This is a genomic window from Paenibacillus sp. FSL R5-0470 (assembly GCF_037975205.1).
In the GTDB taxonomy this organism is placed as follows: Bacteria; Bacillota; Bacilli; order Paenibacillales; family Paenibacillaceae; genus Paenibacillus_AQ.
Map to the genome: position 1 here is coordinate 3,663,590 of NZ_CP150238.1, position 20,494 is coordinate 3,684,083.

At 42.6% G+C, this 20,494-nt stretch carries 20 protein-coding genes; 4 read left to right on the forward strand and 16 right to left on the reverse strand.

The window, feature by feature from the left end; translation table 11 throughout:
* Window positions 1-84 precede the first annotated feature (84 nt).
* The 3 genes from MKY99_RS15980 to MKY99_RS15990 all read left to right on the forward strand — a co-directional run bounded on the left by MKY99_RS15980 (window position 85) and on the right by MKY99_RS15990 (window position 3,002).
* The gene (locus MKY99_RS15980; RefSeq protein WP_339264946.1) at window positions 85-1,317 is read left to right on the forward strand and encodes an aminopeptidase; all 1,233 of its coding nucleotides are present in this window, start codon (window positions 85-87) and stop codon (window positions 1,315-1,317) included.
* A 51-nt stretch (window positions 1,318-1,368) separates the two neighbouring features.
* The gene (locus MKY99_RS15985; protein WP_339264948.1) at window positions 1,369-2,598 is read left to right on the forward strand and encodes an aminopeptidase; all 1,230 of its coding nucleotides are present in this window, start codon (window positions 1,369-1,371) and stop codon (window positions 2,596-2,598) included.
* 221 nt (window positions 2,599-2,819) lie between these two features.
* Window positions 2,820-3,002 (forward strand): hypothetical protein, encoded by a 183-nt coding sequence (locus MKY99_RS15990; protein ID WP_042128123.1) that lies wholly within the window; start codon window positions 2,820-2,822, stop codon window positions 3,000-3,002.
* Window positions 3,003-3,073: 71 nt separating this feature from the next.
* On the opposite strand, the gene MKY99_RS15995 is transcribed toward MKY99_RS15990, so the two are convergent.
* From MKY99_RS15995 to MKY99_RS16035, 9 genes are all read right to left on the reverse strand, one after another.
* Window positions 3,074-3,766 carry a hypothetical protein gene (locus MKY99_RS15995; protein ID WP_339271674.1) on the reverse strand — a complete coding sequence of 231 codons (693 nt, stop codon included), beginning with the start codon at window positions 3,764-3,766 and terminating at the stop codon, window positions 3,074-3,076.
* Between the two features lie 26 nt (window positions 3,767-3,792).
* A complete protein-coding gene (locus tag MKY99_RS16000; protein WP_042188592.1) occupies window positions 3,793-4,365 on the reverse strand; it encodes a TetR/AcrR family transcriptional regulator in 573 nt (190 codons plus the stop codon).
* Between the two features lies 1 nt (window position 4,366).
* A complete protein-coding gene (locus tag MKY99_RS16005) occupies window positions 4,367-5,083 on the reverse strand; it encodes an MBL fold metallo-hydrolase (protein ID WP_339271676.1) in 717 nt (238 codons plus the stop codon).
* A gap of 196 nt (window positions 5,084-5,279) precedes the next feature.
* Complete coding sequence (locus tag MKY99_RS16010) at window positions 5,280-5,459, reverse strand: helix-turn-helix transcriptional regulator (RefSeq protein ID WP_042132222.1); 180 nt, start codon at window positions 5,457-5,459, stop codon at window positions 5,280-5,282.
* A gap of 239 nt (window positions 5,460-5,698) precedes the next feature.
* Window positions 5,699-6,301, reverse strand: coding sequence for a nitroreductase (locus tag MKY99_RS16015; protein ID WP_076283615.1), 603 nt, complete (start codon window positions 6,299-6,301; stop codon window positions 5,699-5,701).
* Window positions 6,302-6,422: 121 nt separating this feature from the next.
* On the reverse strand, window positions 6,423-7,199 hold the full coding sequence (pstB, locus tag MKY99_RS16020) for a phosphate ABC transporter ATP-binding protein PstB (protein WP_042128132.1): 777 nt from the start codon (window positions 7,197-7,199) through the stop codon (window positions 6,423-6,425).
* 39 nt (window positions 7,200-7,238) lie between these two features.
* Entirely contained in the window at window positions 7,239-8,135 is an 897-nt protein-coding gene (gene pstA, locus MKY99_RS16025) for a phosphate ABC transporter permease PstA (protein WP_042128135.1), read from the reverse strand.
* Window positions 8,132-9,028, reverse strand: coding sequence for a phosphate ABC transporter permease subunit PstC (gene pstC, locus MKY99_RS16030; protein WP_076298709.1), 897 nt, complete (start codon window positions 9,026-9,028; stop codon window positions 8,132-8,134). Before pstC ends, pstA begins: the two co-directional genes overlap by 4 nt.
* 97 nt (window positions 9,029-9,125) lie before the next feature.
* Entirely contained in the window at window positions 9,126-10,058 is a 933-nt protein-coding gene (locus MKY99_RS16035; protein ID WP_042132223.1) for a phosphate ABC transporter substrate-binding protein, read from the reverse strand.
* Window positions 10,059-10,390: 332 nt separating this feature from the next.
* On the opposite strand from MKY99_RS16035, the gene MKY99_RS16040 reads away from it, so the two are divergent.
* Window positions 10,391-11,275 (forward strand): LysR family transcriptional regulator, encoded by an 885-nt coding sequence (locus MKY99_RS16040; RefSeq protein ID WP_076283614.1) that lies wholly within the window; start codon window positions 10,391-10,393, stop codon window positions 11,273-11,275.
* 65 nt (window positions 11,276-11,340) lie between these two features.
* On the opposite strand, the gene MKY99_RS16045 is transcribed toward MKY99_RS16040, so the two are convergent.
* The 7 genes from MKY99_RS16045 to MKY99_RS16075 all read right to left on the reverse strand — a co-directional run bounded on the left by MKY99_RS16045 (window position 11,341) and on the right by MKY99_RS16075 (window position 20,484).
* The gene (locus tag MKY99_RS16045; RefSeq protein ID WP_339264952.1) at window positions 11,341-12,330 is read right to left on the reverse strand and encodes a substrate-binding domain-containing protein; all 990 of its coding nucleotides are present in this window, start codon (window positions 12,328-12,330) and stop codon (window positions 11,341-11,343) included.
* On the reverse strand, window positions 12,327-14,111 hold the full coding sequence (locus MKY99_RS16050) for a sensor histidine kinase (RefSeq protein ID WP_339264953.1): 1,785 nt from the start codon (window positions 14,109-14,111) through the stop codon (window positions 12,327-12,329). The genes MKY99_RS16045 and MKY99_RS16050 overlap by 4 nt, the downstream gene beginning before the upstream one ends.
* A complete protein-coding gene (locus MKY99_RS16055) occupies window positions 14,108-15,718 on the reverse strand; it encodes a response regulator (protein WP_339264955.1) in 1,611 nt (536 codons plus the stop codon). The genes MKY99_RS16050 and MKY99_RS16055 overlap by 4 nt, the downstream gene beginning before the upstream one ends.
* 113 nt (window positions 15,719-15,831) lie before the next feature.
* Window positions 15,832-16,812 (reverse strand): ABC transporter substrate-binding protein, encoded by a 981-nt coding sequence (locus MKY99_RS16060; protein ID WP_042128145.1) that lies wholly within the window; start codon window positions 16,810-16,812, stop codon window positions 15,832-15,834.
* 60 nt (window positions 16,813-16,872) lie between these two features.
* Window positions 16,873-17,865, reverse strand: coding sequence for an ABC transporter permease (locus tag MKY99_RS16065; RefSeq protein WP_076283610.1), 993 nt, complete (start codon window positions 17,863-17,865; stop codon window positions 16,873-16,875).
* Between the two features lie 32 nt (window positions 17,866-17,897).
* Window positions 17,898-19,397, reverse strand: a complete 1,500-nt coding sequence (locus MKY99_RS16070; RefSeq protein WP_339264957.1) for a sugar ABC transporter ATP-binding protein — start codon at window positions 19,395-19,397, stop codon at window positions 17,898-17,900.
* Between the two features lie 241 nt (window positions 19,398-19,638).
* Window positions 19,639-20,484 carry a class I SAM-dependent methyltransferase gene (locus MKY99_RS16075; RefSeq protein ID WP_339264959.1) on the reverse strand — a complete coding sequence of 282 codons (846 nt, stop codon included), beginning with the start codon at window positions 20,482-20,484 and terminating at the stop codon, window positions 19,639-19,641.
* Between the last annotated feature and the right edge of the window lie 10 nt (window positions 20,485-20,494).

A 20,494-nucleotide genomic window follows, 5' to 3' on the forward strand; every position in this document is an offset into this window, starting at 1 on the left:
TAATTGACTTTTTTCATCCGGCGGTTAATAATTTAGTACAATACTTGTAAAGTACCAAACTATTAGTAATTGGAGGAAATATCGATGACTGATTTCGAGGCAAAGCTTAGTAAATATGCAGATTTAGCTGTGCAAATTGGGGTTAACGTTCAACCAGGACAAATTCTGGTGGTGAATGCACCGATTCTTGCAGCTGATTTCGTTCGTATGATTACCGCCAAGGCATATGCGATTGGAGCAAGCTTGGTGAAGGTGAACTGGAGTGATGCAAGCATTACACGCCAGCAGTTTGAACATGCTGCACCAGAAGTGTTCACTGAGCCTCCTACTTGGTACGCAGGTGAAATGACCGAACTCGCCGAGAAGGGTGCGGCTATTCTTAACGTGATCGCGGAAGATCCTGATGCACTTAAAGGTATTGATCCTGTACGCATTTCAAATTATCAAAAAGTACGGGGAGCCGCACTCACCAAATATCGTGAAATGCAAATGTCCGACAAAGTTAGCTGGAGTATTGTTGCCGTACCTTGTCAGGCTTGGGCGGATAAAGTATTCCCGGATGTTCCAGCTGAAGAACGTGTAAGTAAGCTATGGGAAGCTATTTTCCACACCGTACGTCTTGATCGTGAAGATCCAGTAGCTGCATGGCAAGAACATCTCGACACCTTAGATCAAAAAGCAAATGTACTCAACGCAAAAAAATATAAGAAACTGCATTACATAGCATCTGGTACGGACCTAAGCATCGAGCTTCCAGAAGGTCATATTTGGGCACAAGGTGACAGCATTAATGCGAAAGGTCATTCTTTTGTAGCCAATATGCCTACCGAGGAAGTATTTACCGCTCCTCTAAAGACTGGTGTAAATGGCACCGTACGAAGCACCAAACCTCTTAGCCATGGCGGCAACATTATCGATGGATTCTCTATTACTTTTGAGAATGGACGAATTGTTAGTGTTAGTGCAGAGCAAGGACAAGAAGCACTAGAGCACCTCATTAGTATGGATGAAGGAGCAAAATACCTAGGTGAAGTTGCATTAGTTCCACATAAGTCCCCTATCTCAGAGTCCAATATTCTTTATTACAATACCTTGTTTGATGAGAATGCATCCAATCATCTAGCTATAGGTATGGCTTATGCTTTCTGTTTAGAAGGCGGTAAAGATATGACTCCGGATGAACTGATTGCACATGGATTGAATAATAGCGTTACCCATGTGGATTTCATGATCGGTTCTGCGGAGATGAATATTTACGGGATTACTGCTGATGGAACAGAAGAACCTGTATTCCTGAATGGAAACTGGGCGTTCTAATTATTGCAAATATGAAATAAAAGACTAGAGATATTGGGAGGAGTTGAAACTATGTTAGATTTCAAGCAAAAACTGGAGAACTATGCGTTGCTGGCAGTGAAGATTGGGGTTAATATCCAACCTGGGCAGACCCTTGTTGTAAATGCCGACATCGTTTCGGCAGAACTAGTGCGTCTTGTCGTACGCAAAGCCTATGAAACGGGTGCGAAGCTCGTCAAGGTTAATTATAGCGACGAGGTTGTTACACGTACACGTTATGACCTCGCTCCATCCGATTCCTTTTTGGAACCGCCACAATGGCAAGCAGATGAATTAGAAGATCTGGCTAAAAAAGGTGCAGCATTTCTATCGATAACTTCAACGAATCCAGATCTATTGAGCGGTGTTGAGTCAGGAAGAATTGCGGATAATCAGCGGATCTCTGGACAGACATTAGCTCCATATCGTGAACTGTTAATGGGGAATCACGTAAGCTGGAGTATTGTAGCCTTCCCATCATCATCATGGGCGGCAAAAGTATTCCCTGAAGCATCACCTGATCAGCAGATTGATTTGCTATGGGATGCTATCTTTAAAGCAACACGAGCGGATCAGGCTGATCCTATTCAAGCATGGAGTCAACATTTAGATGGCCTGAAAGCACGTTGTACTGCTTTGAATGATAATAAGTTCCGTAAGCTGCACTATACAGGACATGGAACCGATTTGACGATTGAACTACCAGAAGGCCATATCTGGTGTCAAGCCGGAGCTGTCAATGGCAAAGGTGTCCCTTTCCTAGCCAATATCCCTACAGAAGAAGTATTTACTGCCCCACTGAAGTCTGGTGTGAATGGTAAGGTAAGCAGCACTAAACCGCTAAGCTATGGGGGTAATCTTATTGATAATTTCACTCTTACCTTTGAGAACGGCAAAGTAACGGATTTCACCGCTGAAAAAGGTTCAGAAACGCTTGCTTCCCTTATCGCGTTAGATGAAGGCTCTGCTTATCTTGGAGAAGTCGCTTTGGTGCCTTTCCACTCCCCGATCTCCGAGAGCGGAATTCTATATTACACCACATTATATGATGAGAATGCCTCCTGCCATTTGGCGTTAGGTGCAGCATATGCCTTTACCCTTCAAGAAGGTACGACAATGACCAAAGAACAATTGCAGGCAAAAGGAATGAACCAAAGCCATACACATGTTGATTTTATGATGGGTTCACCTGAAATGAGCATTGATGGTATTAAGGATGATGGAACAACCGTACCTATCTTCCGTGATGGAGATTGGGCTTAAATTGTTCGCTTAAACTATTGAATAAATAAAATGCCAAACAACCTGCTTGGTTCCTCTTCCGAGGACAAAAGCAGGTTGTTTTTTATTGCATACTAGATATCCAGAAAATAAATAGTCCAAATTTGAATAAAAGTTCAATATTTGTTCACACTATTGTTGATTTCCGTTCACAAATATGTCACAATACAGTTAAGGATCTAATTTCCAAGGAGGGGATTATCATGTTGAGAGACCCAATATCCAATGAAATTGACAGCGTTGAAGAAGAACAGCTCGAAATTCAAGCACCGGTGGATTCAAGAATTGTTGCATCTAATGCAATCAAATATACCGCCTATGTTATGCTGTTTTTCGGATTCTTGTATTTCCTGATTGCTTACTTGGCACCTATGTTGGAACAATAATGTGATGGATATGATTTTATTAGAAAACGCTTACGGTTAATCACTCTCATGGGAGTAGTGGTTAACCGTTTTTATTTCCATGAAAATGCTTTGTTCGTCCAGGCTATTGCTGAAGGCGACCATATGTCATTCATTTTGGAATGTAGCCAAGCTATCGCCTCTTCTCTATCGCCTTCAAATGAGGAAAGACCGTTATCTTCCATCCAGTGGCTTACAGTCTCAAACGAGGTACTGCTCCAGCCATTTTTCTCACCTTCTGCATTTTGGCGTTCTTTTACACCTGAAATAACGATGTCCAGCGATGCCTGAAGCTCCGTAACCGCATTATCATAAGCCGTCTTCTTTTCTTTAGCCTTCATATCAGCTTCAACACGAAGTATACGCGTATCAATCCCTTGATGTTCACGGATAATTTGCAGTAAAGTCATTGCTTCTCTGCTGGCCAATCCGTCATTATAACGTTGTTCTATAGATTTAGTACTTCCTACAGCTGACACAAATGCTGGAAACCACTCCCTAGAGACCAAGATAGCTTTCTTCTTAACAAATTTACCGTATCCAGCCAGGCCTTCAGAAGGAAACCTTACACGCCATGACCATGGATCTAGCTCTGAACCCGTATGCCAATTCTCCGCTTTCGTTAATCCATTTAAAGATGGGTGCTCAGGAATCAGAGTGGCAAGCGGCAAAATCCCAATCTTGGTAATGAGTTCTGCAGTTTCCTCAAAGGTGATAACACTTTCCTCTTCATATCCCTTATACATCACAACATCATCTCCTATGTGCTCCATTATTTAGACTTCATATTTCCGATCCCAGCAATATAAGTACTGATGAGCCGAGATAGGCTTACATTCGTATCAAGCGCCATTCCAAAACCGCCCTTTTGTTCCAAAGAGGCAAAGCCATGCAGAATGCTTCGTAACCCGCGTACTGCATGAATTTCTCCTTCCTCACCCAATTGATAATCCTTCATCACATGAATGATAAGCTTCAAAATATGATCACTTGCCGTTTCCAGCTCCGTATTTGCCTGTTCAGGGGCTCGCAACGTTGTCTCGTATAATCCAGGTCTGCTTCTAGCAAAGTCCACATACGCTCGCCCCATCGCCTGTACAGCAGCGTCTCCACTAAAGCCTTTAGCTGCGTTGTTCATTGCATTGGAAAGCTCGCCTAGTCCATAAATCGCAAGTTGTGTGCGCAATTCCTGTAGCCCGTTAATGTGATTGTATAAAGACGGAGAACGAACACCTAATTTGTTAGCCAATGCGGCTAAGGTTACGGCCTCTATTCCTTCATGATCGGCGATTTCTGCTGCTGCAATAACTAGCGTACGACGATCTAATCCTGCTCTAGGTGACATTTTAATTACTCCTATCTTGAATCATTTGTGCTTTGTGTATAGCTTTCTCCATCGTTTGCACTGGGTTTCTAAGTAAGTCTCCATGGCCAGTAGCCAGTATAGTCGGGGAAGCCTCTAGAAGCTTAATCGCACTTTTTAATGCTTGATCTTTACTCCAGGTTGCCATAGCCGGAAACGGAAACCAAGGAATTACGGTTCCTGAAACTGCGGTTCCCCGGAAGGTTTGAAAAGCATCTCCAACAATAACAGCGCCGCTTCGTGTATCCATGAAAGACATAGATCCAGGAGTATGACCAGGAGTTAAAATTGCTGTTAATGAACCAATGGTATCCCCATCATAGAGCAATACATCTGGTCTCGTTGCTACCTTCTTGGGTACGCCTCCCTTTATAGGGGTCTGAGGTTCTCCCTCACGAAGGGAACGATCTCCACTAAGCAATGCTGCATCCCTTTCTGAAATGTACACCTGAGCCTCTGAAAGCTGTCTCTTTAGCTCATCCAGTGCACCTATATGATCGTCATGAGCATGCGTCAATATAATACGAGTGATCTTTTTATCAAGCTTCGCTGCGGTATCTATAATTCCTTTTACACTGAACGGCATTGCCGCATCTATCAAAGTCAACTCATTCTCTTCCTCAATGATGTAACAATTCACAGGAAACACTCTTGGCATCCAAGTTAGCTGTAATAAATGACCTTCACGCGTTACTCTCATCATTACCCCTCCATAAAACTAATGGTATTAGCTTAAATATAAACTAATCATATTAGTTTTACAAGAGTGAATTATTAGTTTTCTTATCCATCTAGACTTTTGTCCGCATTTTTATTAGATCTTTTAATAATGAACCACTGCATCCATGTAATCCCAACGAAAAATATAATGGAACCCACCCTTAACCCTCTCAATCTTATTCCTCCCAAAAAATATCGTTTAAAGATCGATCCAATGCCTTGCAGATAGCTATGCACAACTTAAGCGTTGGGTTATAGTTCCCGGCTTCAATCAGACCAATCGTCTGTCTTGTAACCCCTACAACTTCCGCTAACTGTTCTTGGGAAAGATCTTTTTGTATACGAGCCAGTTTCATCTTGATGTTCTTGTTCTCCCCCACGCTTTTCCCTCCTTAATTAAATTCATTCACTTAACCAAATTGTAATCAATATCATTCATTATGTACATTATATATTGCTATAAACATTTATCGCGATATTCCTATCAACCATTCGACATTATGAGCTTAAACTTACAACAAAAAAGCACCCCTTCGGATGCTTCGGATATATATTCTTTTAATATTCATTATTCAAATACCGTAAAACCTTCTGCTTATTCCACTACATCGTTCTCTGGATAGCTATCAATGATCTTCAGCAGTTCAGAAGCATCCGTGCGTGGACGGCTGTCTGGCACAGTCTCCGGGTATCCGGCATGGATCATAGCTATGATCTTCTCTCCTGGCTTCACACCAATTTTGTTACGGAATTCAGGATTATTGATATAAGGATCGGTCTTCCAAATCGTTCCCACGCCTTGCTCCCAAGCTGCTAGCTGGAAGTTCTGCACAAGTGCTGACGCTGCTGCAAAATCCTCATCCCACTCTCTCTGCCGAGGATCCTCAGGCATCACCACAATTAACGTTAATGGAATATTTGAGATATATTCTTTTCGCTTAGCAGCCACTTCAGGATCAGAAAAAGCACGTTTCACGAAAGCAAATGCCGCTTCAGCCAAGAACTTTGTACCATCACCTTGAAAAGCAATAAATCTCCATGGCTCACGCACCCCATGATTGGGCGCCCATACCGCTACATTTAACAACTCCTCTAATAGACCTTGTGGCAGTGGATCTTTTTTAAAAAGCTTAATAGAGCGTCTTTCTCTTATTACTTCAGCTACGCTATTCTTTTGAGTCGGTTGAGTTTGTGTCATGAGATCCACTCCCTATAGTAATAATGATAATCATTATCATTAATGATACAGTATCTATCTGTCTTTTGCAAATAATAGAAACAAAAAAACACCGTTCCCTAAGGAACGATGTTGAAAGAATTCAGCCGAAACGACCCATGATATATTCTTGTGTCATTTGATTCTCAGGATTAGTAAAGACTTTATCCGTCTTATCGTATTCTACAAGAGATCCCAGATAAAAGTAAGCCGTATAATCAGAAATCCGTGCAGCTTGCTGCATGTTGTGCGTCACAATTACAATACGAAGCTCTTCTTTTAACTCCTTGATGAGCTCCTCTACTTTACCAGTGGAAACCGGATCTAGTGCGGATGCTGGTTCGTCCAAGAGTAGAATTTGTGGGTTAACTGACAACGCTCTTGCAATACAAAGGCGCTGCTGTTGTCCACCGGACAAAGCTAATGCTGAATCTTTTAAACGGTCCTTCACTTCATCCCACAATGCTGCTTTACGAAGGCTGCTCTCTACAATCTCATCGAGTGCTTTTTTTCCTTTTACCCCATGGTACTTCGGTCCAAAGGCGATGTTATCATAAATGGATTTATAGAACGGATTCGGCTTTTGCCAAACCATCCCGATCTTCTGACGCAGTTTGATCACGTCTGTTCCAGGAGCATTAATATCAACGCCATCTATCCAGATGCTTCCTTTGGTTGTTGATCCGGAGATTTCGTCATTCATACGGTTCAGTGAACGAAGAAAGGTTGATTTACCGCAGCCGGATGGGCCGATCAGTGCAGTAACCGTATTTTCAGCAAAAGGAAGACTAATCCCCTTTACTGCCTCATATGTTCCATAAAAAATACTCAGGTCCTCGGTTTGAAAAGATTCACGCACTGCTGTTGCCGACGTTCCCATCGATTACTCCTCCTACATCTCTACTTTAGTTTTTAGGAATTAGTTCATTCTTTTTGAAGCTGTAAGCTTACGATAAATAAATCTTCCGAAATAACGTGCTGCCAAGTTAAAGATTAACACCATAATTACAAGTACTGCTGAAGCTCCCGCAGCAATTTGCGCGGCATCAGGAGCAAGGCCTTCACTATTTACCTTCCAGATATGAACAGCCAGTGTTTCAGCTGGACGGAAAGGATTCAGTGGTGAGTTCGGACTAAGTGGATTCCAGTTAGTGAAATCTAGTCTTGGGCTACTCATTCCTGCAGTGAACATCAACGCGGCTGCTTCCCCAAAGACACGGCCAGCGGACAAAATAGTACCGGTAATAATCGTTGGTAATGCTACTGGGAATAACACGGAGGTTACGATTTTCCACTTGGACAATCCTAGTGCAAAACCAGCCTCTTTTTGTTGCTTCGGAACACTACGGAAAGCTTGCTCAGTAATCCGAACCATCAGCGGTAGATTAAAGACCGTCAATGCCAGTGCTCCAGAGATTAATGAAAAGCCAAGATTGAAATAGTTAACAATCAGCAATAGACCAAACAAGCCGACTACGATTGAAGGGAACGAAGATAATACCTCAACAATTAAGCGAATAAAGCCGGTGATTTTTCCCGGACGAGCATATTCAGCCATGTAAATACCGGCACCCAGTCCTAGAGGTACTGTAATTATTAGCGTGAGTACCAAAAGGAATAAGGAGTTGAATAGCTGAGGGCCAATTCCTCCACCTGCTCGAATTTTTTGCGGTGCAGAGAATAGAAAATCCCAACTAATGTGACTAAGACCTCGAAAGAGGATATATCCTAATAGACCAACCAGAATAGCTACGATGAGCAATGCGAAAAACACAATAAGGCTTGTGGCAATTTTATTTACGGTTCTCGGCTTCAAATTTTATTTCTCCTTTCAAGCAGTCTCACAAAGAAGACAAATACAAAGGTCATCAACATAAGAACCAGTGCCATACTCCACAGAGCATTATTGTGCGCAGAGCCCATGGTTGTGTTCCCCATTCCAAGTGTGATTACACTCGTCAGGGTAGAAGCTGATTCAAAGAGTGATTTTGGTACGAATGGCGCATTCCCGATAACCATCTGTACAGCAAGGGCTTCACCGAATGCACGTGCCATCCCCAGTACAATACCAGTCATAATAGCAGGAAACGTTGTCGGAATAATCACTCGAGAGATCGTCTGCCACCGGGTGGCACCAAGCGCATAGGAGGATTCCTTTAAATTTTGCGGCAATGAAGCCAGCGCGTCTGCAGCCACGCTTGTAATCGTCGGAAGAATCATGACCGAGAGCACAAGCGCGCCTGCAGCTACCCCGATGCCTTGACCAGGCAGATTGTTGCGTAGAAACGGTACAATAACACTTAATCCGATGAAACCATAAACAACTGAAGGGATACCTGCCAACAGCTCGATTACGGGCTGAAGCAATTTTTTACCCCATCCTGGGACAATCTCAGTCATGAACAGCGCAGCGCAAAGGCTAAGTGGACTAGCAATCAATGCTGCAAGTAAAGTAACTAAGAAGGATCCCGTGATAAACGGAAAAGCGCCAAAGGATGGCGTATCTGCTTCAGGTGACCACTTTGTTCCGAATAGAAAATCAGTAACGCTAACATCACCACTTGTGAAAGTTGAAATACCTTTAGACGCTACAAAATATACCATCGATACAATGATTGTTATCAATAGCAGTACACAGAAGGACATATATGTACGTCCCACAAAATCTTCAATATGATGTTTCTCGATGCGTGAGTTCTTTAGTTTCACCCTTAATTGCTCCCTCTTTCTAAAGTGAAAAGAGAGGCAGATGTATCCGCCTCTAATCACTTGAGATTCTAATCCTTACAAATTACTTAGAAGTGAATTACTTAGCTGTAACATTTCCTGCAACGTCACGAGTAACTTGCATTTTTACTGCTGGAATGTATCCAAGCTCAACGACTTCACCTGTTTGTACTTCGTCTGTCAAGAAAAAGTCAAGGAATGCTTTTACTGTTTCATTTGGTTCGCCGTTTGTGTACATGTGCTCGTAAGCCCATACTGGATATTTACCAGAAATAACATTGTCTACAGATGCTTCTACACCATCAAGGCTAAGTGTTTTGATTGAATCATCAAGGTATGAAAGAGCCAGATAACCGATAGCCCCTGGAGTTTCTCCGATCATTTTCTTAACAGTACCGGAGGAATCTTCTTGAATCGATCCTGGGATATCTTCAGTTTTAGTTCCAAGTGCAAAGCTTTCAAAGGTTGCGCGAGTACCGGAGCTGCCTGGACGGTTGATGATTTGGATTTTTTGATCCGCTCCGCCAACTTCTTTAAAGTTTGTAACTTTTCCTGTAAAAATATCGATAAGCTGTTGCTTAGTCAAGCTGTCCACACCAGCATCCGGATGAGTTACTGCTGCGATCGCTACTACTGCTACTTGATGATCTACAAGAGCTGCTGCTTTTTCTGCATCTGCATCTTTTAGTTTTTCTTCTGCGAATACGTCAGAGTTACCGATATCTACTTGTTTCTCAGCTACTTGAGTAAGACCAGTACCACTACCGCCGCCTTGAACCTGAATGTCCACACCAGCATTTTTATCCATGAAATTCTCGGCTACCAGCTCAACCAATGGTTGTAGTGCTGTTGAACCTGAAGCTAGAATCGAACCACTTATTTTAGCGCCGCTACCTTCATTTGTAGCTGCAGCGTTTCCTCCCGTGTTGTTTGCCCCACCATTACCGCAGGCCGAAAGTGCCAGTACGCTTGTTAAAGCCAAAGTCATAACCCAAGATTTTTTGAATTGCATTGTTTTGTCTCCTCCTAAATGTTTTGTTAGCACAGCTTCCTCATACAGTTCATACGGAACTGACTTCGCAAGCTTTAACATGGTGTTGTGGAGCTTTGGCCCCCATATGCTTGTTTACTGTAAAAGTGCATTGTACGCATATGTTATTGTTGTTGTCCGAAGCTTCTTAGCCCCTTTGACTCTTCTTATTCTAGAGCTCGTTCGTTAGAGAAACTTCTTAACTTTGTAAAGCCAACGATAAAAATACCAATAGAAACTATATATATGTATAGATTTAATCTATAATGGAGATATAATTTGTTATCCAACTTAGCATTGTACGGAGGAAAGTCATGAATATTATGAAGTTAAAGATCGTTATCCTACTTGAAAAATATAAGAAAGTAACCGATGTAGCTGCTGAATTAGGCCTTAAGCAACCCACAGTATCATTTCATATGAAGAATCTAGAGAATGAATTTGGAACGCCTTTATTCCAATATCGAAGTGGAAGAGTACTGCTCACAGATGCGGGTCGGGCCCTTTATCAATATGCGCTCAAGATTGTCTCACTTACAGCTGAAGCTGAACGTACTGTTAAACAGTTTTCTTCACCAACACAAGGTACTTTAAAGCTGGAAGCAAGTTATATACCTGCAACTTATATTTTACCTAAAGCGCTAATCCAATTCATGAAACAATATCCTGGGATTAATAATTCAATGTCGATCCAAAGTGATATTTTGTTAAAGGAACGACTCCGAAGCCGAGAAATTCAAATGGCTATTTTACACACTTCTGATTGGCATGATGAATCCTTTAACTTTCAGCTGGTTGTCCGCGACGAGCCTGTGCTCATTTTTGCCCCTGGTCACCCTTTTGCAACTATAGAGAAGTTAACACCAGAACAGATCGCGCTTGAGCCTTGGATTCAGTATGAGGGTGGTTCTTGTTTACGGGGATTTGCGGATCAATGGGCAGAAATAAATCATATTCGCTTGTGGAACCGATCCGAGTTGAATTCACCCGAAACTCTAAAGATGTTAGTTAGCGAGGGAGATGGCGTAGGTATTTGTTCTAGAGTTAGCATTGAAGCAGAACTTGCGTTAGGTCGTCTTTGTTATGCTCCTCTACCGGGAGTTTTGCCTGAGAGCGGTGGTTTTGTACTGGCTTGGCGAAAAGATCATATATTAACACCGTTGCAGCAATCTTTTGCCGATATATTAAACAACAACTAATAGGTCCTTCTATTTTATAAAAGGGAGCGCTCAAAGCCAAAATGGTTTTGAGCGCTCTTATTTGCTTATTCTATAAAGGGAAACATTAACTTTTCATTCTCACTTGTGTACATATTTTCCTTCGTAATGAATTCGGAGCCTGTATCCATAACAGGAGCTACTTTGTGACCTGAAACGACTTCAAGTGCAGTTTTCACAGCCAAGTACCCCATAGTAAAAGGTTTTTGAATCACCGTTCCCAGCATCGTTTCGTTCTCCAGCAACTGAACCTCACTACTGGAATTGTCGAACCCAACCAGCTTCACTTTTGATTTTAAGCCCATATCCATAATTGCCAGTCCCGCACCTAATGTAGAGGGCTCATTTAAGCCAATGATTCCCTTTAGTTGTGGCTGATTCTTTAGAAGATCAACAGTTAATTGATATGCCTTCTTCGAAGATCCGTTACTGTAAAGAGTATCCTGCACAAGATTAACTCCATTCTGAGATAAAGCATCCCGAACCCCTTTCTCCCTTTCGATAGCTGTAGCGGAGCCTTGTACAAAATTCATAATGGCGACTTGATCGTCGCTTTGAATATTTTCAATCAACTTCTGCGCTGCTTTACGGCCTGCTTCATAATTATCTGTAGCTATAAAGCTCTCCGATACACCGCCGTTCAGTCCCGAATCCACCGTAATAAGAGTGATACCAGCCGCCTTAATCTGCTCTGCAACCGGAACGAGACGATAATAGTCGGTAGCAGCTAAAATAATGGCATCGGGCTTCTCCTCAATCGCCTGTTCCAGTAATTGAATCTGCTTATCTACATCTAGCTCGGTATCTGTTCCTACCGTATGGACATCTGCACCGAATTCCTTGGCAGCAGTCGCCACCCCTTGTTTCATTACCTCCCAGAATTCAATACTGGTATCGATAGTCTTAGGAACGTATATAATGGTTCTGACTTTTGGATCAAGATCGTTCATAAACATACGATATCCTACCCACCCGAGCACTACAATGAAGATTACCAGTAGAGCAGACAAGCCTATTTTCGACCATAGTGAGCTCATGGATTCTCCTCCTCATAGAGCGCAGGAATTCTTAAAGTGACCGTCGCCCCTTCTTCCATTTCACTCGTAAAAGACAACCCGTAATGGTCCCCGAAATATAGCTGAATGCGATGGTTCACATTTGCGACGCCAACCCCACTGCCAATCCTGTAATCTGCCTTTTGAAGCAATAACTTGTTCAACTGCTCTGGATTCATACCAACACCATTATCAATAACCTGAATGGTAATATCGTTTTGCTCTTTTTTACCTCTAATCAGGATGTGCCCTTGCTCAGGATTATGCTTTATCCCATGATAAATCGCATTTTCAACTAAGGGTTGAAGGACTAATTTTAATATACTGCATTCAAGAATGTCTTCATCCACTTCTATCGAATATGTGAATTTATGGCGATAGCGCATATTCTGAATCGTTAGATAGTGTCGAATATGTTCTAATTCTCTTGCGATCGGAATCAATTCCTCGCCCTCACCAATCGTAGAACGCATCAGCTTCGATAATGATGAGGTCATTTCGACCACCTCCTCCATCTTACCGGTCTCTGCCATCCAGATGATCGAGTCTAGCGTATTGTACAAAAAGTGGGGCTTAATCTGTGCTTGTAAGGCCTTCAACTCACTCACGCGTTTCATCTCTTGCTCCATCACAATCTGACTCATCAACTCTTTAATCTTCATAATCATCAGGTTAAATGTTCGGGCAAGCTTGCCAATTTCGTTCGTGCTCTCAATTTCCACACGAATGTCGAACTCTCCGCGTTCAGCCTTTTTCATGTTTATTTCAAGATTCTTGAGTGGCTTAGTTAGTGCGTACGAAAGAAGCACAGATATAGCCATGGCAAAGATGAGACTTACTGCTCCCCACAAGGCAGCTGTACCTTGCATCTGCTGTTTGTTAGCAACCAGATCATCTGGATAGGTCACCCCTACAATCTTCCAACCAAAGCTGGTTGTATCCACCGTGTACAGCTTCTGCTCGTTCCCTGTGTTCACTGTAACCGACCCGCTTTTAATCCCAAGAACGGTTTCCAATTGCTCGAACTTGAGCTGCGAGTAGATCAGCTGCTGTTGAGGATGATAGACTAGGCTCCCTGACGGATCTACGATAAATACATAGCCGCGTTTTCCCAATTCGATTTGTTTGCACAAATTGTTAATAACGCTGTAATTAAGATCTACAAGTAGCACACCTTGTCGATCTGCTTCCATTTCTGAAAAGGTATCTGATAGCTTTCTACTGATCGACACTACCCAACGATATTCATCCTGAAATAAGTGCTGCACATGTGAAGAGGAGACAGCCACTCCCGTCTGGTTCAAAGCTTGCAGATACCACTCTTGAGCAATCAACTCAGGAAGCGGTTTCAAAACTGCGTCCAGTCGATCCGAAACCGTTATCCCCTCTGAGCTTGCATACACTATAGAAGAAATGTCGGTGCGGGATTGGACGACAGATCGAAGATATTGGCTGGCTAACTGCTTATCTTTGACTTTTCCATCTTGTCCCGAACTCGAACCTTTTACATATCTCTCAAGATCACTACTAGTTAATACCAAAGCAGCAATACTCTCCATGTTACTAATATAATTCTCGATGTTCAGTTTTACTTGTTCTATTAATTGTGAAGTATAGGCTACGGAATTCCCCATGACGGCAGCTGAGGAGAGTCGGTATGAAGTATAGCTCAGAACTATAGTTGTGCAAAGAATAAGAAGGGAAAAAGAAATAGCGATATTATTATGAATACTTCGACTTCGGAAGAAGCGATGAGGTTTCATAGAAGGAGATTCTCCTTCTGTCGCTGTCGATATTCCTTCGGTGTGATCCCAACATTACGTTTGAAAATCACACTAAAGTACTGTGGATCAGCATAGCCAACTCTAGCAGCGATGTCATAAGTCTTCAACTGTGTGACGGTAAGGAGCTCTTTAGCTTTTTCCAAACGGAGACGAGTCAAATACTCAATAAAAGTCTCTCCAGTATGCTGTTTAAAAGTCACACTGAAATAACTGATGCTCATAAAAATATGGCTGCACAGCTCATTAAGTGAAAAGCTGTCATTACAATAATTCTCCCGAATATAAGCTTCTGCTGCCTTCATCTGAGAGGTTCTGACGGTTGTTCTTTGTTCCGATAGCTTGAGTATCAACTCATGGCAAGTTCGCTCCAAATAATTCCTAGCTTCATCTAAAGTCTTAAGGGCTGCAACCTCAGCAAACATATTATGCGAAACAAGCTCTGTATTTGGGAATCCGATATCGACCACATAGTTCATTAGAGAGACGAGCATTTGGTAGAGGCTACTGCGGCAGTCTTCTATAGAAGAGCTATTGCTTTTTAGCTCCTGAAACCATTTTGAGAGGACTTCCGAGATCGCTGATGCTTTACCTGTCTTCAAGGCGGATATGAATTGCTTTTCCCATGAAGAGAAATGTGCTTGATCCAATCCTTTGCCGAACTCAAGATCCTGTATGGAGATAACCTTATCTATACCTAAAAGATATCGATATTCTATGGATGAAATCGCTTCCTGGAATGATTGTGGAATTTGCTGTAAATCAGCGTATTTTCTACCGATGCCGATGGTTGCCGTCAGCTTCAAGTACTTGTTCAGGCTGGTTTGTACTTGATCTGCAAGAAGTTGTGTTGTGACTTCGATCTCTTCGGAATCCCCTGATAATATCGCAGCGAGTTTCCCATCTCTCGTCTGAAATACGACACCGCCCTGCTCCTTCTCAAGTTGCTCCTGCACAATGTTAAAAGCAGCGAAGCGCAGTAGCTCAGCATCAGAAGCAATATCTAGGCTACGATTGTCCATTTCTATATCGATTACGATTGCAAGGTTAGCCTCACCCTGCAGCTGTATATGAAAATAATTCATTTTATTCTCGATCTCGTCGTTTTTCATACGAGTAGTAACCAGCTTCTCCAGAAAACGTTCGCGAAGCAAAGGAAAGCTCTGATTTAATTGCATACGAAGCTTAGCGATATTGGCCTTTTGTAAATGCTCTTCATCCAAATCCTGCTTCATCTTGCTTAGATATTCGGCAAACTCACGAGCATTAATTGGTTTTAACAAATATTCCGTCACCTTCAAGGTTATAGCCTGTTTAGCGTATTCGAAGTCTTCATAACCAGTTACGATAATGACCTTCATGTCCCGGTATCGTTCCATTACAGCTTTAGCCAATCCAAGTCCATCCATAAAGGGCATGCAAATATCTGTAATAATCACATCCGGTCGATACTGCTCGACTGCATCAAGGGCATCTCTGCCGTTATCGAAATCTCCAACAAGTTCAAAACCATGATTATTCCATGCTATCTTCTGTTTAATCCCCTCACGAACCTCGTCTTCATCATCAACTAGAATAATCTTATACATCCAACACCTCCTCAGCTATTGACTCATCGAGTACATGTAATGTAAATGTTTACCTTTTGGGATAAGCATAATAGAGGTTGCCTTCTTGAGGCAACCTCTATTATTAATCTCTTCTATTCGTATAGCAGAGGTTTGATCTCATCGGAATCTATATTGTTCTTATCGTACCAGTGAAACCCGGTATCAATATTCTTTTCTACGGTTTCCCCTTTAATCGCCTGCACAGCTGCCTTTACCGCTTGATACCCAATACCAATGGGATCCTGTGTAACAGCACCAGCTACAACACCACTACGAATAGCATCCATTAACTGTTTACCGGAGTCAAAGCCGATAACCACAATCTTACCACCCATCTGTAATTCATTTACTGCATTAGCTACTCCTACTGCAGATCCTTCGTTTGAGCCATAGATTCCTTTAAGGTCCGGATTGGCTTGCATCATCGCTTTTGCAAGATCCGTGGACTTCAACTGATCTCCGCCGCCATATTGCGGCTCTAACACTTCAATATCTGGATATTTCGCTTTCATTTGTTCTAAGAAGCCATCACGACGCTGTTGACCTGTGCTGCTTGTTTGGTCATGTACAACTAAACCTACTTTACCCTTTTTGCCGATCAACTCAGCCATTTTATCAGCTGCCAAAGCTGCTGCCGCTTTATTGTCAGTCGCTGCGGTTGCTACAGGAATATCGCTATCTACACCAGAGTCAAAGCCAATGATTGGAATATTGTTTTCCTTTGCCTTTTCCAGATATGGAATCGCTGCTTTGCTATCGAGAGCTGCTAACGCGATTGCTGCTGGTTTCTTATCTAGCGCCGTCTGCAGCATCTCAATTTGTTTATCTACCTGACTCTCATTTTCAGGTCCTTCAAACGTAATCTCGACATTAAACTCCTTGGCAGCCTTCTCGGCTCCTTGCTTCACCGCTTGCCAGAATTGATGCTGGAAGCCTTTTGAAATGACTGGGATATATGGTTTGTCTGAACCGGATGCACTCTTTTTGCTATCACTGTTGTTACAAGCACCAAGTAAGGTAGTAGCCAGTAATAAACTGGCAAGCAAGATAATCCCTCTTCGACGTTGTTTCATTTAAATCTTCCCCCTCGTCATTTGCTTTGTATATCACTCCGTATGGAGATAATACCTAGTTCATTGCTTCCGTCTGCGAAGAATATCAGCATACACTGCTATGATGATTACAACTCCGACAATGACTGTCCGCCATTCCTGAGCAACGGACATAATCTGTAAGCCATTCGTCAGTACACTCATAATCAGTGCACCAATAATTGTACCTAGAATAGAACCTACGCCCCCGCTTAAAGATGTGCCTCCAATGACGACAGCCGCTATAGCTTCAAGTTCATAACCAGTGCCAAGTGATGGCTGGGCTGAATTTAGACGTGATGCCATCAGGATACCAGCGATTCCGCTGAAAATCCCTGTGATGGTATAGATCACAATCTTCCATTTGACCGTATTCACACCTGATAAGCGAGTTGCTTCTTCATTGCTGCCAAGTGCAAAGTTATAGCGACCAATAATGGTCTTCGATAAGATGATGCTTGCGATAACACCGAGTAATAGGAAGATTACGATGGTGTTAGGAATGCCTGGGATCATCTTGCCCATTGCAATCTTGGCAAAAATCGGATCATCATTGAAATAAATCGGCTTGGCACCCGTTATGACAAGTGACAATCCTTTAGTGACCATCATGATCGCCAGAGTAGCAATGAAAGGAGGAATATTCATTTTCGCCACCATTAAACCACTTATAAAGCCGCAAAGTGCACCAGCTAGAATCCCGCCTACAATTCCGAGTGGAACAGGTAGACCCCAGAATGTAATGATGACGCCAACCATCACCGAGGAGAAGGTCATCACAGTACCCAAAGCAAGGTCGATCCCACCCGTAATAATTACAAAGGTTGCGCCCAGCGCTAATACTCCAATTACAGCTGTGGAGACGAGGATTCCAACTAGGTTAGAAAACTGAAAAAAGTTACTTGATGCTACGGAAAATACGATGACCAGAATGATCAAACTTGCGAATGCTAGTAATTTTTGTTTAAACCCTGATTGCGCCCCGGTTTGCTTCGAGCTGATAGGCTGGCTAATCCCTTTATCTGCGATCTTCATGACCTTGACACCTCCGATAAACTCTTGAACGATTATGAACGCATCGTCGCATATTTCATTATCGCTTCTTGCGATGCTTCTTCTGCGAGTAGTTCACCAGTTATACGTCCTTCACACATGACAATAATGCGATGGCTCATTCTTAGAATCTCTGGGAGATCTGAAGAGACTATAATGATCGCTTTTCCCTCACCTGCTAGCTGATCAAGCAACTTATAGATCTCACTTTTCGCTCCTACATCAATACCACGTGTTGGCTCGTCGAAGATTAACACATCGCAATCTCTCGTTAACCATTTCCCGATAACTACTTTTTGCTGATTCCCACCGGATAAGAATTTGACTTTTTGACTTACACTTGGAGTCTTGGTTGCTAGTGCTTCCGCATGATGCTCCGCGGACTTTCGCATCTCCCGATCCCTCATCCATCCGAATGCATTACGGAATTTATAGAAGGAAGCAATCGCATTATTCATGCTAATGTCCATATCTACAAGCAGCCCGTAGCGTTTGCGATCTTCGGACAAATAGCCAATTCCATGCTGCACTGCTTGGTGAGGCTGTTTTATACGAACCGTATTTCCATGCAGCTTAATCTCACCCTTATCGATAGGATCAGCCCCAAATACGGCACGAACAACCTCAGTACGTCCAGCGCCCATTAATCCAGCGAAGCCCAGAATCTCACCTTTATTCAGATGAAAGCTGATATCCTTCAACATTTGCCCACTGGATAAGTTTCGAACCTCTAGTACGACTTGCTCTGTCTGTAACGAATGTGTTGGCTTCGACGTTTGATACAGTTCACGACCAACCATCATGCTAATAATCTGATCAATAGTTATTGAATCCGTCCGAACAGTATCCACGTAACAACCATCCCGCATGACTGTAATGCGGTCTGTGATCCGTTTCAACTCATCCATGCGGTGAGAGATGTATATAATACCTACACCTTTTTCTCGTAATTGCTCGATCATACGGAATAACTCGTTAATTTCCGTATCTGTCAACGCTGCAGTTGGTTCATCCATGATCAGTACCTCCGCATTGAAGGACAAAGCTTTGGCGATTTCAACCATTTGCTGATTAGCAACTGTCAGATCTGAGACCAAAGTCTTCGGATCTAGTTTTAGATTCATCTGATCAAACAGTTCCTGCACCTTACGATTTAGCTCCAGATCATCAACGAACCATTTCAGCGCCTTGCGCGGCTCACGACCAATAAATATATTTTGGGCCACTGTAAGATGCGGCATTAGATTCAGTTCCTGATGAATGATACTAATCCCGAGTTCCTGCGCAGCGCGAGTATTGGCAATCTCCACCTCAGATCCCTTGTACCACATCTGACCCGCATCCTTGGAATAGACTCCTGTTGCAATCTTCATTAAGGTAGACTTTCCTGCGCCATTTTCACCGACTAAGGCATGCACTTCCCCACGTTTCAGCTCAAATTGACATTGATTCAATGCATGAACACCAGGAAAAAATTTATCAATCCCCGCCATTCGTAGTAATACTTCGTCCATTTCATATCCACCTCAAATCCTTTATGAATGCCTTTTTGTAAAGTAATCGCTTTCAAATGTTGAATGTAAAATTATTGTATTACCTATAAGTTTCCAATGTAATGGAATATTCTCCGTAAAAAAGTTTAAAATTTTATGTTTTGAAGCAAGCAAAAAAGACCACACCGTCCTTTTACGGACGAAGTAGCCTTTAGATCAGCTCATATGTGTATAACAGTTGGAATCCTTACATTCGAATAGCCTACAGGTTCTGACCCTTTCCAGCCACCAAGGTGAATGTCTTTGGTATTCCTTTATCATAAACATCCGAGGATAGATTGGGTTCTTCGATCAATTGGCGGATCACAAGCCCGGAACTGGCAGCAGCTGTTACAATTTCTCCAAGCGTCCAGCGGCGCCAATATACAACGCTATGTTCCTGTTCGTCTATTGGTTTGCCTGTGGAAGGCAAATACTTAGAGTATGAGACCTTTTTTTCTTCCAATGTCGTATCGAAATAGTCCCCGCTAACTTTGTGCTTACGAACCTTCGCTGTAGAACCCTTAGAGGATATCAGCTTAGTTGTCACAGGATGGAAATCACGTAGAACAAGAATCCCACCAGGAGAAAGTAAATGGCGGACGGTTTCCATAAACGGTGCTAGGTCGGTAAAGTAGTGTACAATTCCTAATTCAGCAAATACGATATCATATGAACCATCGAGCACGTGATCTGGCAGCTTAAGAACATCCGATACGATATAGTTAAGCTGAACACCTGCTTCTTGTGCGAGATCAGCTGCATAACGCGCATTAGCTTCTGAGAAGTCAGCAACAGTAACGTCCGCTCCAAGTAATGACAGCGCGACTGCCTTCATTCCGTTTGATCCCATGAGATTCATCATCTTTTTACCCTGTACATCTCCAAAATAAGAAGAGAGCGGGTACAGCTTTGCACTTGGTTCCTTGATTAACTTGGCTGCAGCCTCAGACGGTGTACCAAATCGAGCAACCCAAGCTGTGTACGTGTCTTCGTTCCATAGTTCCTCACTTGTTGGCCCAGTGCCTTTTCCAGGATGTAATTCTAAATTTTGATCTTGTTCTTCCATACCTTGCGAC